Source organism: Agrobacterium sp. LY4 (assembly GCF_001526585.1).
GTDB classification, from domain to species: domain Bacteria; phylum Pseudomonadota; class Alphaproteobacteria; order Rhizobiales; family Rhizobiaceae; genus Agrobacterium; species Agrobacterium leguminum.
Genome location: NZ_ASYA01000012.1, coordinates 302633 through 318098 on the forward strand (window position 1 = coordinate 302633; position 15466 = coordinate 318098).

The 15466-nt window shown below is 59.4% G+C and carries 14 protein-coding genes and 3 tRNA genes; 2 read left to right on the forward strand and 15 right to left on the reverse strand.

Translation table 11 applies throughout. From position 1 onward, the window contains the following. Window positions 1-4: 4 nt before the first annotated feature. The 12 genes from nuoG to L904_RS28120 all read right to left on the reverse strand — a co-directional run bounded on the left by nuoG (window position 5) and on the right by L904_RS28120 (window position 9162). Entirely contained in the window at window positions 5-2086 is a 2082-nt protein-coding gene (gene nuoG / locus L904_RS12415) for an NADH-quinone oxidoreductase subunit NuoG (protein ID WP_035261471.1), read from the reverse strand. Window positions 2087-2235: 149 nt separating this feature from the next. Continuing rightward, window positions 2236-3540 (reverse strand): NADH-quinone oxidoreductase subunit NuoF, encoded by a 1305-nt coding sequence (nuoF, locus tag L904_RS12420; protein WP_035261468.1) that lies wholly within the window; start codon window positions 3538-3540, stop codon window positions 2236-2238. Between the two features lie 10 nt (window positions 3541-3550). After that, the gene (locus tag L904_RS12425) at window positions 3551-4648 is read right to left on the reverse strand and encodes an NADH-quinone oxidoreductase subunit E (RefSeq protein ID WP_035261465.1); all 1098 of its coding nucleotides are present in this window, start codon (window positions 4646-4648) and stop codon (window positions 3551-3553) included. A 16-nt stretch (window positions 4649-4664) separates the two neighbouring features. After that, window positions 4665-4925 carry a hypothetical protein gene (locus L904_RS12430; protein ID WP_003521522.1) on the reverse strand — a complete coding sequence of 87 codons (261 nt, stop codon included), beginning with the start codon at window positions 4923-4925 and terminating at the stop codon, window positions 4665-4667. Further along, a complete protein-coding gene (locus L904_RS12435; RefSeq protein WP_003496461.1) occupies window positions 4925-6115 on the reverse strand; it encodes an NADH-quinone oxidoreductase subunit D in 1191 nt (396 codons plus the stop codon). Before L904_RS12435 ends, L904_RS12430 begins: the two co-directional genes overlap by 1 nt. 1 nt (window position 6116) lies before the next feature. Further along, window positions 6117-6545, reverse strand: coding sequence for a GFA family protein (locus L904_RS12440; protein ID WP_003521523.1), 429 nt, complete (start codon window positions 6543-6545; stop codon window positions 6117-6119). After that, on the reverse strand, window positions 6542-7144 hold the full coding sequence (locus L904_RS12445) for an NADH-quinone oxidoreductase subunit C (RefSeq protein WP_003496465.1): 603 nt from the start codon (window positions 7142-7144) through the stop codon (window positions 6542-6544). Before L904_RS12445 ends, L904_RS12440 begins: the two co-directional genes overlap by 4 nt. 20 nt (window positions 7145-7164) lie before the next feature. Next, on the reverse strand, window positions 7165-7749 hold the full coding sequence (locus tag L904_RS12450) for an NADH-quinone oxidoreductase subunit B family protein (protein WP_059762566.1): 585 nt from the start codon (window positions 7747-7749) through the stop codon (window positions 7165-7167). Beyond that, the gene (locus L904_RS12455; protein WP_035259670.1) at window positions 7740-8105 is read right to left on the reverse strand and encodes an NADH-quinone oxidoreductase subunit A; all 366 of its coding nucleotides are present in this window, start codon (window positions 8103-8105) and stop codon (window positions 7740-7742) included. Before L904_RS12455 ends, L904_RS12450 begins: the two co-directional genes overlap by 10 nt. Before the next feature lie 436 nt (window positions 8106-8541). Continuing rightward, window positions 8542-8618, reverse strand: a tRNA-Asp gene (locus L904_RS12460). 39 nt (window positions 8619-8657) lie between these two features. After that, window positions 8658-8734 (reverse strand) — tRNA-Asp (locus L904_RS12465). 98 nt (window positions 8735-8832) lie between these two features. After that, the gene (locus L904_RS28120; protein ID WP_196248041.1) at window positions 8833-9162 is read right to left on the reverse strand and encodes a hypothetical protein; all 330 of its coding nucleotides are present in this window, start codon (window positions 9160-9162) and stop codon (window positions 8833-8835) included. A gap of 17 nt (window positions 9163-9179) precedes the next feature. Here L904_RS28120 and L904_RS12470 point away from each other — a divergent pair. Both L904_RS12470 and L904_RS28525 read left to right on the forward strand, forming a co-directional pair. Next, window positions 9180-9255, forward strand: a tRNA-Val gene (locus L904_RS12470). A 330-nt stretch (window positions 9256-9585) separates the two neighbouring features. Then, complete coding sequence (locus L904_RS28525; protein WP_256364472.1) at window positions 9586-9711, forward strand: hypothetical protein; 126 nt, start codon at window positions 9586-9588, stop codon at window positions 9709-9711. A gap of 206 nt (window positions 9712-9917) precedes the next feature. Here L904_RS28525 and L904_RS12475 read toward each other — a convergent pair whose 3' ends face one another. From L904_RS12475 to lon, 3 genes are all read right to left on the reverse strand, one after another. Then, the gene (locus tag L904_RS12475) at window positions 9918-12116 is read right to left on the reverse strand and encodes an esterase-like activity of phytase family protein (protein ID WP_059762568.1); all 2199 of its coding nucleotides are present in this window, start codon (window positions 12114-12116) and stop codon (window positions 9918-9920) included. Window positions 12117-12469: 353 nt separating this feature from the next. Continuing rightward, window positions 12470-12745 carry a DNA-binding protein HupB gene (gene hupB / locus L904_RS12480; protein ID WP_006312721.1) on the reverse strand — a complete coding sequence of 92 codons (276 nt, stop codon included), beginning with the start codon at window positions 12743-12745 and terminating at the stop codon, window positions 12470-12472. 288 nt (window positions 12746-13033) lie between these two features. Further along, window positions 13034-15451: an endopeptidase La gene (gene lon / locus L904_RS12485; protein WP_059752644.1), complete on the reverse strand. Its 2418-nt coding sequence runs from the start codon at window positions 15449-15451 to the stop codon at window positions 13034-13036. Between the last annotated feature and the right edge of the window lie 15 nt (window positions 15452-15466).

The window sequence follows — 15466 nt, forward strand, 5'->3', positions numbered from 1 at the left end:
ACCCTTACTCTGCCGCAGCCTGGAAATTGTTGCGGGCCAATGCGGAGCACTCGGCCATGACGGCGGATGCGCGCGCAATCGGGTTCGTCAAATAAAAGTCTTTAACCGGCGAGGCAAACGCCGACTTGTTGAGCGAGCCGGTCTTGCCGGCCAGCGCTTCGATATCTTTGCCGTTGCCGGCGATGATCTCGTCGGTTTCCGCCAGATGCGGATGCGCGACGAAGAGCTGGCCGCGGAGCGCCGACAGCGAATCGAACGGCAGCTTCTTGCCGAGAACATCGGACAGCGCACGCAGGATCGCCCAGTCTTCGCGGGCTTCGCCCGGTGCGAAACCGGCGCGGTTGCCCACCTGCACGCGGCCTTCGGTGTTGACCCAGATACCGGATTTTTCGGTATAGGCCGCGCCCGGAAGGATGACGTCGGCGTTCATCGCGCCCTGATCGCCATGGCTACCGATATAGACGGTGAACTTGGCGCCCTTGTTCGACAGGTCGAGTTCATCGGCGCCGAGCAGGAAGAGAACGTCCATGGAGGCGACCATTTCAGCGGCGGCAACACCGCCCTCGCCCGGCACGAAGCCGATATCGAGACCGCCAACGCGGGCAGCTGCGGTGTGTAGAACCGAGAAGCCGTTCCACTCTTCGGTGACAGCACCTACCGAGGTAGCAAGCTTGGCGGCGGCAGCCAGTACGGCTGCACCATCGGCGCGCGCCAGAGCACCCTGGCCGATGATGATCAGCGGGTTCTTGGCGGATTTCAGCTTGTCGACGAAGCTGTGCGAGCCATTGGCCAGATCGGACAGCGTTTCAGCGCCGGAACCGAGATATTCGTAATTGTAGCGCAGTTCGCCGGCTTCACCGATCACGCCGATCGGGAAACCGCCACGACGCCAGCGCTTGCGGATGCGGGCATTGAGCACGGCCGCTTCGTAACGCGGATTGGAACCAACGATCAGCAGGGCGTCGGCCTGTTCGATGCCTTCGATGGTGGAGTTGAACAGGTAGCTTGCACGGCCGAGCGACGGATCGAGTGCAGCGCCATCCTGACGGCAATCGACATTGGCCGAGCCGAGCGAAGCGAGAAGCGACTTCAGCGCGAACATTTCCTCGACGGAGGCCAGATCGCCGGCAATCGCGCCGATCTTTTGGCCGTTGGTCGCGGCAACCGCCTGCTTGATAGCGCCGAAGGCTTCACCCCAGCTTGCGGGCTGCAGACGGCCATCCTTGCGGACGTAAGGACGGTCGAGACGCTGTGTCTTCAGGCCGTCCCAGATGAAGCGGCTCTTGTCGGAAATCCACTCTTCGTTGATCGCCTCGTTGACGCGCGGCATGACACGCATGACTTCGCGGCCACGGGTGTCGACGCGGATCGCCGAACCGAGCGCGTCCATCACATCGATGGTTTCGGTCTTGTTCAGTTCCCACGGACGGGCGGTGAAGGCGAAGGGCTTGGAGGTGAGCGCACCGACCGGGCAGAGGTCAACAACGTTGCCCTGCAGCTCCGAGGTCATGGCCTGTTCGAGATAGGTGGTGATTTCTGCATCTTCGCCGCGGCCGATGAGGCCGAGTTCGGCAATGCCGGCCACTTCCGTGGTGAAACGGACGCAGCGCGTGCAGTGGATGCAGCGGTTCATCACCGTCTTGACGAGCGGGCCGATATATTTGTCTTCAACCGCGCGCTTGTTTTCCGCGTAACGCGAACCGGCGATACCGAAGGCCATGGCCTGGTCCTGCAGGTCGCATTCGCCGCCCTGGTCGCAGATCGGGCAATCGAGCGGGTGGTTGATGAGCAGGAATTCCATCACGCCTTCGCGAGCCTTCTTGACCATCGGCGTGTTGGTGAAGATTTCCGGCAATTCGCCGTTCGGGCCGCCGCGAACGTCGCGAACGCCCATGGCGCAGGAAGCGGCAGGCTTGGGCGGTCCGCCCTTCACCTCGATGAGACACATGCGGCAGTTACCCGCGACCGACAAGCGCTCATGAAAACAAAAGCGCGGAACTTCGGCACCAGCCTCCTCGCACGCCTGCAACAGCGTGAAATGATCCGGAACCTCGATCTCTTTACCGTCAACCTTGAGCTTTGCCATGGTTCTACTTACGTCCTGTTGCCTGTTCGTCCCATGTCTCACACGGTCCGCAACAAATCCTTAATCGCGTCCGGCACTCATATCGTCTGCCAGATGCTTCATGGTGTCGCGAGGCCGGAAAACTCCGGCTCCGCCTGAAGCCTCAATGCTTATTCAGCGGCTTCCAGAACAGCGCCATCATCCATGGCCCTGTAGGTATATTGGTCGATGCGCTTTTCGATTTCCGGACGGAAATTGCGGATCAGCGCCTGTACCGGCCATGCGGCGGCGTCGCCGAGCGCACAGATGGTGTGGCCTTCGATCTGCTTCGTCACTTCGAACAGCATGTCGATTTCGCGCTTCTGGGCGTTGCCCTTGACCATGCGCTCCAGCACGCGCCACATCCAGCCGGTGCCTTCGCGGCACGGCGTGCACTGGCCGCAGCTTTCATGCTTGAAGAAGGCCGCGATGCGAGCGATCGCCTTGATGACGTCGGTGGACTTGTCCATGACGATCATGCCGCCGGTGCCGAAGGAGGATTTCACTTCGCGCATGCCGTCGAAATCCATGATGGCGTCCTTCATGTCCTCACCGCGAACGATGGGGCAGGATGCGCCGCCGGGGATGACGCCGAGCAGATTGTCCCAGCCGCCGCGAATGCCGCCGCAATGATGTTCGATCAGCTCGCGGAAGGACAGGCCCAGCGCGTCTTCGAAGGTGCACGGACGCTCGACATGGCCGGAGACCATGAACAGCTTGGTGCCGACATTGTTCGGACGGCCGATGGACGAGAACCAGGCCGCACCGCGACGCAGGATGGTCGGCGCAACGGCGATGGATTCGACGTTGTTGACGGTCGTCGGGCAGCCGTAAAGACCCATATTGGCCGGGAACGGCGGCTTCAGACGCGGCTGGCCCTTCTTACCTTCGAGGCTTTCGAGCAGAGCGGTCTCTTCGCCGCAGATATACGCACCCGCGCCGTGATGGACGTAGATATCGAAGTCCCAGCCGTTCTTGTTGTTCTTGCCGAGTAGGCCGGCATCGTAGCATTCGTCGATGGCCGCCTGCAGCGCCTCACGCTCGCGCATATATTCGCCGCGAACGTAGATATAGGCCGTATGCGCGCCCATGGCGAAACCGGCGATCACGCAGCCTTCGATCAGCGTATGCGGATCGTTGCGCAGGATTTCGCGGTCCTTGCAGGTGCCGGGCTCGGATTCGTCGGCATTGACGACGAGGTAATGCGGGCGGCCGTCATTTTCCTTCGGCATGAAGGACCATTTGAGACCCGTCGGGAAGCCAGCGCCACCGCGACCGCGAAGGCCGGAAGCCTTCATCTCGTTGATGATCCAGTCACGGCCCTTTTCGATGATCTGCTTGGTGCCGTCCCAATGGCCGCGCGCTCTCACGCCCTTCAGGGACTTGTCCTTGAGGCCGTAGAGATTGGTAAAGATGCGCTCCTGATCTTTTAACATGCTTCACCTCTTACCGCGGCTTCTTGCCGAAGACCTTGATATACTCGGCTTCGCCACCCTTGGCGAGCGCCTCGGCCTGCTTGATCCACTCGTCGCGTTCGATGCGGCCCTTGAAATTCAGATAACCGTCAACCCAGTCGCATTCGGCTTGTCTCCAGCCGGCGATCTGCGCATAGGTAAAGATGCCGAGCTCGTGCAGCGTGCCTTCGATCTTCGGACCGACGCCGGAAATGAGCTTCAGGTCATCGGGCGTTGCGGGCTTTTCGATGCCTGCCGGACGATCCTTGGAATCGAGCGACGGCTTCGCAGATCCCGAAGCTTCCTTTTCGGCGGTCTTTACATTGGCTTCGGCAGCCTTCGGCGCGGTCGCCGGCGTCTTCAGCTTCGGATCGGTTTCCGGCGCGTCCGTCTTCGGCTTGGCGGCGTTGGACGGCGGAACCGGTGCGGCGTCCGCAACCACTTCGGCCGGCTTGTCGAGATTGGAGCGATCCGGCTTGATCTCTTCCGTCAGCGTCGTCAGGCCGCCGACCGGGACCGACTGGTGACGGTCGATCTGCGGGCCGGTCTTGACGGTGTCGCCCTTGCCTGCCTCAAACGTATCGATGATCTCTTCCAGACGCTCGGGCGTCAGGTCCTCATAGGCATCCTTGAAGATGATGACCATCGGCGCGTTGACGCAGGCGCCCTGACATTCCACCTCTTCCCAGGAGAGCGTGCCGCTCTCATTGGTGTGCAGCGGATCGTGGTGGATCTTCTTGCGGCACACGTCCATCAGCGCTTCCGAGCCACGCAGCATGCAGGGCGTGGTGCCGCAAACCTGAACGTGGGCGCGCGTGCCGACCGGCTTCAGCTGGAACTGGGTATAGAAGGTCGCCACTTCCATGACGCGGATATAGGCCATATCCAGCATGTCGGCGATTTTCTCGATGGCGGCGCGGGTAACCCAGCCGTCCTGCTCCTGCGCACGCATGAGCAGCGGGATGACCGCCGATTGCTGGCGTCCCTCGGGATATTTCTTGATCGTCTTTTCAGCCCATGCGGTATTTTCCGCATTGAAGGCAAACGCCACGGGCTGGAACTGATCTTCGGCTAGTCGACGAACGGACATACTTCCTCACGCCTTTTCAGTTTAACGTCTCACAACGCGATCTCGCCACCGTGACGAATTCGCAGGCGTAAGCCGCCTTGTCTTTCTGCATGAACACGATGAACTTGCTGCCATTGGGAACCGAGGCCTTGATCTCGTATCCCGACGACAGAAGCTGCTTGATGGTCGAAGAGCCGCCGCTCGACAGCGATATGCCGCCCTCGTCCGTCGCCGTCTGGGCGAGAGCGGGGGCAGACATCGCAGCGAGAAAAGCCGGTATGGCCAGCGGCAGACGCATCAGCGGTCGACCTCCCCGAACACGATGTCGAGGGAGCCGAGCACGGCTGTAACGTCAGCAAGCTGATGGCCCTTGCACAGGAAATCCATGGCCTGCAGGTGTGCGTAGCCCGGCGCGCGAATCTTGCAGCGATAGGGCTTGTTCGAACCGTCTGCGACCACGTAAACGCCGAACTCGCCCTTCGGCGCTTCGACGGCGGCGTAAACTTCGCCGGCCGGAACGTGGTAACCTTCGGTATAAAGCTTGAAGTGGTGAATCAGCGCTTCCATCGAACGCTTCATCTCGCCGCGCTTCGGCGGAACCACCTTGCCGTCCAGCGAGGAGACCGGGCCGATGCGGTGCTTGCCGGAGAGAAGATCGACGCACTGCTTCATGATCTTCACGGATTCGCGCATTTCCTGCATACGGATCAGGTAACGATCGTAGCAATCGCCGTTCTTGCCGACGGGAATGTCGAATTCGAGATCGGAATAGCACTCATAGGGCTGCGCGCGGCGCAAATCCCAGGCAGCGCCCGAGCCGCGTACCATCACGCCCGTGAAACCCCAGGCGAAGGCGTCTTCAAGCGAGACGACGCCGATATCGACGTTACGCTGCTTGTAGATGCGGTTGTCGGTCAGCAGGCCCTCGATATTGTCGAGAACGGTGAGGAACGGGTCGCACCACTTGCCGATATCATCGACCAGCTCCGGCGGCAGGTCCTGATGCACGCCGCCCGGACGAACGTAAGCCGAGTGCATGCGGGCGCCACAGGCGCGCTCATAGAACACCATCAGCTTTTCGCGCTCTTCGAAGCCCCAGACCGGCGGCGTCATCGCGCCGACGTCCATGGCCTGCGTCGTGACGTTCATGATATGCGACAGGATACGGCCGATTTCCGAATAGAGAACGCGGATCAACTGGCCGCGCATCGGGATTTCGAGACCGAGCAGCTTTTCGACGGCGAGCGCGAAAGCGTGTTCCTGGTTCATCGGCGCGACGTAGTCGAGACGGTCGAAATAGGGAACAGCCTGCAGATAGGTCTTGGTCTCGATCAGCTTTTCGGTGCCGCGATGCAGAAGACCGATATGCGGATCGACGCGCTCGACGATTTCGCCGTCCAGTTCCAGAACCAGACGCAGCACGCCGTGCGCGGACGGATGTTCCGGACCGAAGTTGATCGTGAAATTGCGGACGTTATGCTCAGTCATTCTAGTGCTCCGCCGAGGTGATCATGGCGATGAATTCGGGGCCGGTCATGTTCTGCGTGGTTTCAGCGAAAGAGTAGCTCGAGGGCTTCTCATCCGTGAAAATCTGCGACGCGAACCTGAAGCTGGAAGGGTTATCGAAAGCCTGCAGCGAAACGGCGAAATGCTTGCCGTCCTTCGAGCGCCACATCAGCGTGCTGCCGCAGTTCTTGCAGAAGCAGCGCTCACCCCATTCCGACGAGGAATAGACGCCGAGGTTATCTTCGTTTTCGACGGAGATATCAGCGCATTCGACAGCCAGAAACGCACCGCCGGACCAGCGGCGGCACATGGAGCAATGGCAAACGCCGAATTCGCGGGCACCGATGACGGCATTGAGGCCGACGGCGCCGCAAAGACATTGCGCATGCTCTGTCGCGGGGGCTTGGCTCATTGCTTGGCCTTTTCGTCGCCCGGGAGAACATATTCGGTTCCTTCCCACGGGGAGAGGAAATCGAAGTTGCGGAATTCCTGTTTCAGTTCGACCGGTTCATAAAGAACCCGTTTCAGCACGTCATCGTAACGCACTTCCACAAAGCCGGTAACCGGAAAATCCTTGCGCAGCGGATGGCCTTCGAAACCGTAATCCGTGAGGATACGACGGAGATCCTTATGGCCTTCGAACGGAATGCCATACATGTCCCAGGCTTCGCGCTCGAACCATTCCGCGCCCATGTAAACGGAGGTCGAAGACGGCACGCCCTCGTCTTCTGCCACCTGTAGCTTGACGCGCACGCGCAGGTTCTGGCGCGGCGACAGCAGGTGATAGACGACATCGAAACGCTTCTCGCGCTGCGGCCAGTCGACACCGCAAATATCGATGATGTTGACGAAACCGCACTGCACGTCGTCACGCAGGAAGGTCAAAAGCGCGATCACGCTTTCAGGCGTCGTGTTCAGCGTCAGCTCGCCATAGGCGATATCGGCCGACACCACGAGGGAACCGCGCGCTTCCTTAACGTAAGCAGCAAGATCGTTGAGAGCTTCGCTCATTCTTAATCCGTCCTTTGCCCTTAGCGCTCGATCGTACCGGTACGACGAATCTTCTTCTGCAGCAGAAGCACGCCGTAAAGCAGCGCCTCCGCCGTGGGGGGACAGCCCGGAACGTAGATATCCACCGGCACGACGCGGTCGCAGCCGCGCACCACGGCGTAGGAATAATGGTAATAGCCGCCGCCATTGGCGCAGGAGCCCATGGAGATGACGTAACGCGGCTCAGGCATCTGGTCATAGACCTTGCGCAGAGCAGGCGCCATCTTGTTGGTCAGCGTGCCGGCGACGATCATCACGTCCGACTGGCGTGGTGAGGCGCGCGGGGCGACACCGAAGCGCTCCATGTCATAACGCGGACCGGACGCCTGCATCAGGCCTTCGACGGCGCAGCAGGCGAGACCGAACTGCATCCACATCAGGGAGCCGGTTCGGGCCCAGGTGATCAGTTCGTCGGTCGAGGTGACGAGAAAGCCCTTGTCGGCCAGCTCGTCATTGATTTCCGTGAAGTAGGCGTCGTTGCTGCCAACCGGTTTGCCAGTCGAGGGATCGATGATCCCCTTCGGCTGCGGCGCAACGAGCGTGGTGTCGTTCTGGCTCATGCCCATTCCAGCGCTCCCTTCTTCCACTCATAGATAAAGCCGATGGTGAGAACGATGAGGAACACCATCATCGACCAGAAACCGAACCAGCCCATCTCGCCGAAAGACACCGCCCATGGGAACAGGAAGGCGACTTCCAGATCGAAGATAATGAACAGAATCGATACCAGATAAAAGCGGATATCGAACTTCATACGGGCGTCGTCGAAGGCGTTGAAACCGCACTCGAAAGCGGAGAGCTTTTCCGGGTCCGGCGCCTTGTAGGCGACAGCGAAAGGCGCAATGAGAAGCGCCAGGCCGATGACGAGAGCGATACCGATGAAGATTGCGATCGGAATGTAGGAACTGAGGAGTTCAGTCATGGTCTCTTCCCTGCCCGGCCGGGTGCCGGACCTGCCTTTGTGACCCGAAGTCTCAAAGAGCGCACAAATATGTTGCAACGCCAAAGTCGTTAGCGCAGCCGCGCTCTCTCTGCAAGAGTTTAGGCACCATTTCAAGACACCTGCCGCATTGATTGGCAACAATATTGCCGGAATTGACGCAAATTTGGGCCACAATTCCGACCTAAGCTCCTCAAATACAATAATAATCGATTGAACGACGCAACCGCAAAAAAGTCACACGAATTTTACGTCCGGATGGCGGTGAAGTGACGATATTCGGGAATCGAAACTTGACTAAAAAATGCAGGAAAAATCGCGTTTAAAAAGCCCGGAATCAGGTGCCGGAATCGTCAATAGACGAGCGCGCAAATCGCGCGTCGATCTGTTTTTGAGGAGACATTTCAGGAGAAAGAAATGGCGCGAGTGACGGGGCTCGAACCCGCGACCTCCGGCGTGACAGGCCGGCACTCTAACCGACTGAGCTACACCCGCGCACCACAGACATTCATCTGCGTTTTCCGAGGTACAGGATGGCGCGAGTGACGGGGCTCGAACCCGCGACCTCCGGCGTGACAGGCCGGCACTCTAACCGACTGAGCTACACCCGCATCTCCTGACGACAGGAACCAGTCCCGCCGCTCGAACCAGCCTCGGCTGTTCGATGAGCGGCTAACTACGGCGTTCGTGCGGGGGTGTCAAGCAGGTTTCACGACAAAAGAATAAGCTTCTTCATTTTGATCGGGAAAAACCGGAAGGCCTTGGAACGCGATTGCGGCAAACGCCCAGATTTCCGGGCTTTTCCCAACGAAAACAAAAAACTTGTCCACAGCCGCAGGCTTCCGTAACGGGATTTCCACATGGCCATCAAGGCGTCCTCGGGTCTTGTCTCAGGCAAAAAGCCCGCAGTTCCCGGCTTTTTGCCCCCGGCTCCCGGCGCCGGAAAATTCTCTCGGCAAAAAAAACAAAAAAACTTCACAAAAGCCCTTGCGGTTTTTTTCCGATCCGAATACATCACGGCCACCGACGCGGCGGACATGATCCGAGACACGCGAAGGGCGATTAGCTCAGTTGGTAGAGCGCCTCGTTTACACCGAGGATGTCGGGAGTTCGAGTCTCTCATCGCCCACCATTTTCCCAGAAGATTTAAATATCACCCGTCAAACCGAGATCCTTCGTGTTTGTTTTCGCTATGCGACAAGCCCTCGAGTATTCGGAATTATCGCCCCTGCCCTTACTGCGGTCGGTGAAGCGTCGTCATGATTCCCAGCCGCTGGAATCGCTTTTCTCCAGTTACACCATGCCAAATCGGCACTGCTGTTCCATATTCCGACAGCTTGACCACCCCCTGTATCAGCCCGCAACATACCGGAAAATAAGGAAGATTCAGACTTTCTAAAGAGATTTCAGGCATTGTTTGCGCACCGTTTCATGATGAACGGTTGAACTGATGGATGAAACCATGTCGATCGACGCGTTTGTAACACTCGCGCTTATTGCGCTGCCTGTTTATATTTTTTTCCGCTGGGTCCAGCAGGACTCGGAAAAACAAGATACTCCCAAAAGCAAGAATTCCCTGGGGCGGTGATCCGTTACGATCGATCCGCAGCATTTTCCCGGATGGCCTCCGGACGAAATCCTCCACAATCCGAAATCGAAGCGCAATGCCGATTTTAACGGCTTGCATCGTCAGGCATCGTGCAAGATCGGGAAACCCGGCCAAGGAGCCCCTCGCCGTACAAAAAAGCCGGGCATAGCCCGGCTTTTCTCATTTGCGGCGCCAAATCGGCCCGATCAGTTGATCGCCTTCATATTGACGGTGAAGAACAGCGTTTCGCCGGAAGAATCGTCCACGCCGTCATTGTCGGTCACGGCATAAGCCGTTCCCGCCTTGTCGAAGGTGAAGCCTTCCAGCTTGTCGACGACATAACCGTTGGTCTGGGCCTTGAGGTCGGGCAGGAAGTCATGGGCTTCCTGCTTGGCCACCAGCGGCAGTTCGCCGCCGATCTTGCCCGGCTTCAGGTCCGCGATCGCAACGCGGTAGAGCTTCTTGATCTTGGCCTTGTCGCCGATCTGGTTGTCGCGCTCGACGATATAGACATAGTCGCCCTGCGCGGCGATTTCGGAGAGGCCGACCCAGCCTGCCTCGGTCTTGTCGAGCGGGTAACGCACGGCGCCCCACTCCTTGGACTTCGGATTGTAGGAAACGAGCTTGACGAAGCCCTTCTCGTCCGTGCCCCACTCACGCTGCACGGCCATCCACAGCGTCGCGTCGTCGCCCTTGCCGATCATCGTCACGCCTTCGAAACCGAAGCGGGTGTCGCCGGCGAGAAGTTCCTTCGGCAATGCGATCTCGGCCTTGATCTCGCCCTTGGCGTTGACGTTATAGAGCGCGTGGGGCACGAGCTTGGCGCTGTCGCCTTCAGAAGCCAGCCAGAAACCGCCCTTGCCGTCCAGCGTGATGCCTTCGATGTCGAGCTTCTGGGCGGCGATGCCGTCACGCTTGACGCGCAGGACGCTGGTGATGGTAGCGGGCTTTTTCGTCGCATCGATGGTGAAGATCGACGGCTGGTTGCCATAGACCGAGTCGGACACGGCATAGAGAATGCCGGGCTTTTCGGCATCGCCGACCAGACCCGAAAGAGCGCCCCAGCCGATCGGTGCACCATCGACGGTCGCGGAAACGAGCTGCGGATAGGCTGCTTCACCTTCACCGCGTTCATAGAGCATGACATGCGAGCGCACGCCGCCGTCTTCGATCAGATCGACCTCATTGGCCGTGGCAAGGAGGTTGCGCGACGGGATGGCGACAGCGCCTTCCGGCGAAACGCCCGAAGGCAGGAGCTGCGTCAGTTCCGGCTCCTTGCCGGTATCCTTGTAAACAGCGACGACAGAGGCGCGCTCGGACAGCACGAAGAAATATTTCTGGTCGCCGAATGTCGCCGCTTCCAGACCTTCAGGCTCGATGCCCTTGGCCTTGGAGCGCTTTTCCGGATAGTGGCCGATGGCCGCAACCGCGTGTTCGAGCGAGGAGCCGGATTCGTAGACGAGCTTGCCAGTCTTGTCGAAGATGGTGAAGCCACGCGAACCGCCCTGCCAGTCACCCTCATTGGCGATGACGATGCGGTCATTGTCCAGCCACTTCACGGCGTCCGGCTCGCGCTTGCGGCCTTCCTGCTTGTCAGTGAACTTCAACTGGCCGTCGGTCTTCGTATCGATGCCTTCAAGATCGACCTTGCCGGCGGAGAAATGCGTCTTCACCGTGCCGGTCTTGCCGTCGAGAATGACGATATGATTGTTTTCCTGAAGCGTCAGAGCGATCTCGCCATTGGCGTTGATCGACACGAATTCCGGCTCCGGATCCTCAGGGGAAATTTCGGCAAGGCCGGTGAGTTCGATCTTCTTCAGGGTCGCGCAATCGGCGACGCCGTCCTTCAGGCCGACAGTCACCAGATAACCGGCTGGCATCTGCGGCAAGGCGCCTTCATTCACCTCTTCATCGCGCTCGTTTTCAATGGCGATGGCGGCGAAGGTCTTGTCCGGGGAAACGGCGACGGAATCGGGCTGGCCGCCGAGATCACAGCTTGCTTCGATCTTCTTGGTAGCAATATCGACCGTCACCAGCTTGCCGGACGGCTTGGCGCGATTTTCCGACGTGTTGACGCCGGCCAGAACCTTGACGCCTGCGACAGCAACGGAGGTCGGTTCGCCTTCGAGCAGCAGCGCGCCGCCGGCCTTGGGAGCCTTGGCGTCGGTGATGTCGATGAAACCGATGCCGCCAAGCGGGCTGTCCGAATAGATCAGCGTCTTGCCGTCTTCGCTGGCGGTGATGATTTCAGCCGAGGTGACGGACTTGGCGTCCTTGTCCGCGGGAAGGTTTTTTGCCACCGGGAAAGATGCGATGCGGTTGAAAACCGGCTCGGCAGCGGCCGGGATGGCTGCGGACGTAAGCAGTGCAGCGGTCAAAGCCATTTGAGAAAATCGGAACGCCATTTTAATCCCCCTTGGGTCCAGAAATACCCCAAGGCTTCTGCGTTACAGACATGACAGTGGCATGACACTTCCTGACCGCTGAATCAAAAAGCCCGGCCTAGAAGGCCGGGCTTTCGTGTTTATGCCCACATTCCGCGTAGAAAAACGCCGTGTGTCCGGATGGAAGCTACACAGGCGCTTCCCTGCTTTCATTCACATCTTGACCGGGAAAACCCGGCCTGTCCGAAAAGAGCTTCTCGAAACACCGCCCACTTTTGGCGGCGATGTGACGGCGTCAGGGCGTCAAAACATGTTTCCTCGTGAACCTGAAAAGCCGCCCGCCCGCCGCCGGGCGTTGCGGCTTTCCGGAAACCTTACGAGTTGACGGCGTCCTTCAGGCCCTTGCCTGCGGAAAACTTCGGTACGTTGCGAGCCGGGATATCGACTTCAGCACCCGTGGAAGGGTTACGGCCCTTGGAGGCTTCACGACGGCTGACGGAGAAGCTGCCGAAGCCGGCCAGACGAATGTCGCCACCGTTCTTCAGTTCGCCCTGTACAGTTTCGAATACAGCATCAACAGCGGAAGCAGCATCTGCCTTCGTGAGACCAGCCTTTTCGGCAACAGCAGAGACGAGCTCGTTCTTGTTCATGTTTCCACCCCTTTCAATGGTTTGAAACGACTCAAATTAAGCCGGCGCAGAATACGTTCGCATCCGCGCGCAGCAACCCAAAAGCGCTGGAATCGCCTGAAAAACAAGGGGTCTGCGTTTTTTTTCACAAAAAAGGCCGACATTTCTGCCGGCCTTCCACATATTCGTGCCAAATTCGCATCACTTGTGCGCAGCTTTACGCCACATGCGCCTTCAGACACCTAACACATTGAATCTATGCAGCAGCCGTCGCGAAAGGCGATTCCCGCCCCTCGCGACGATGCATTATCAATGCGCGATGGTCTGGCTGCCGTCGTCGACGCCTTCGACGGTTGCGATCACCGGCGTCTCGATGCTGCCGTCCCACTCGATGGGCTCCGGCTGGCGGATAAGGGCGTGCTTGATGACCTCGCCCATGCGCGACACCGGGATGATTTCCATCTCGTTCTTCACATTGTCCGGAATTTCCGCCAGATCCTTGGCGTTTTCTTCCGGGATCAGCACCTTCTTGATGCCGCCGCGAAGGGCTGCGAGCAGCTTTTCCTTCAGGCCGCCGATCGGCAGCACGCGACCGCGAAGCGTGATCTCGCCCGTCATCGCCACATCCTTCGAGACCGGGATGCCGGTCATGATGGAGACGATGGCGGTCGCCATGGCAACGCCGGCGGACGGTCCGTCCTTCGGGGTCGCACCTTCCGGAACGTGCACGTGGATGTCGCTCTTGTCGAAGCGCGGCGGCTCGATGCCGAAGTCCACGGCGCGCGAACGGACATAGGATGCCGCCGCCGAAATGGATTCCTTCATCACTTCCTTGAGGTTGCCGGTAACCGTCATGCGGCCCTTGCCCGGCATCATCACGCCTTCGATGGTGAGCAGCTCACCGCCAACTTCCGTCCAGGCAAGACCCGTGACGACGCCGACCTGATCCTCGCGCTCGGCCTCGCCATGGCGGAACCGCGGAACGCCCAGATAATCCGGCACGTTGGCAGCGGTGACTTCCACGGACTTGACCTTGCCCTTGATGATCTCGGTGACGGCCTTGCGCGCCAGCTTCATCAGCTCGCGTTCGAAGCTGCGCACGCCCGCCTCGCGAGTGTACTGCTGGATGACGACCATCAGGGCGTCATCGGTAACCGAGAACTCTTCCGGACGCAGGGCATGTTCCTTGATCGCCTTCGGCAACAGGTGACGCTTGGCGATTTCGCGCTTTTCGTCTTCCGTGTAACCGGCGATGCGGATCACTTCCATACGGTCCATCAGCGGGCCGGGAATGTTCAGCGTATTGGCCGTGGTCACGAACATCACGTCGGACAGGTCGTATTCCACTTCAAGGTAATGGTCCATGAAGGTGGAGTTCTGTTCCGGATCGAGCACCTCGAGCAGAGCCGACGACGGATCGCCACGGAAATCCATGCCCATCTTGTCGATTTCGTCGAGCAGGAAGAGCGGGTTCGCCTTCTTGGCCTTCTTCATCGACTGGACGATCTTGCCCGGCATGGAGCCGATATAGGTACGGCGGTGACCGCGGATTTCCGCCTCGTCACGCACGCCGCCAAGCGCCATGCGCACATATTCGCGGCCGGTCGCCTTGGCGATCGACTTGGCGAGCGAGGTCTTGCCGACGCCGGGAGGGCCGACGAGGCACAGGATGGGGCCGCGGATCTTCGAGGCGCGCGCCTGTACGGCGAGATACTCGACGATGCGTTCCTTGACCTTGTCGAGACCGAAATGATCCTGATCGAGGATTTTCTCGGCGGCGTTGAGGTCGGCCTTGATCTTCGACTTCTTGCCCCAGGGCAGACCGAGCAGCCAGTCCAGATAGTTGCGCACGACGGTCGCTTCCGCGGACATCGGGCTCATCTGGCGAAGCTTCTTCATTTCCGCCTCAGCCTTTTCCTTGGCCTCCTTGGAAAGCTTGGTCTTGGCGATGCGCTCTTCCAGCTCGGCCATCTCGTCACGGCCGTCCTCGCCGTCGCCGAGTTCCTTCTGGATCGCCTTCATCTGTTCGTTCAGGTAATATTCACGCTGCGTCTTCTCCATCTGGCGCTTGACGCGCGAACGGATACGCTTTTCGACCTGCAGCACGGAAATTTCGCCTTCCATGAAGCCGAGCGCCTTTTCAAGCCGCTGCTTCACGCTGACGGTTTCCAGCATTTCCTGCTTTTCGGTGATCTTGATCGACAGGTGCGAAGCGACCGTATCGGCAAGCTTCGAATAATCGTCGATCTGGCCGGCTGCGCCGACAACCTCGGGCGAAATCTTCTTGTTGAGCTTCACATAGCTCTCGAATTCAGACACGACCGAACGCGACAGCGCCTCGATCTCGACCGGATCTTCGGCAGGCTCCTGCAACGGCGTCGCAGTGGCTTCATAGAAGTCTTCACGGCCGGTGTAGCTGTCGATCTGGGCGCGGCCCTTGCCTTCCACCAGCACCTTCACGGTGCCGTCGGGAAGCTTCAGAAGCTGCAGGACATTGGCGACCGTGCCGACCTTGTGGATGGCCTCCGGGGCCGGATCGTCATCGCTGGCGTTGATCTGGGTGACAAGCATGATCTGCTTGTCCGAACCCATGACTTCCTCGAGCGCACGGATGGATTTTTCCCGCCCGACGAACAGGGGAACGATCATATGCGGGAAAACGACAATGTCGCGCAGGGGAAGTACCGGATAGGTACCGCCAGATGCCGCAGACGTGATGTTCGTCATATCATTTCCTTTCCA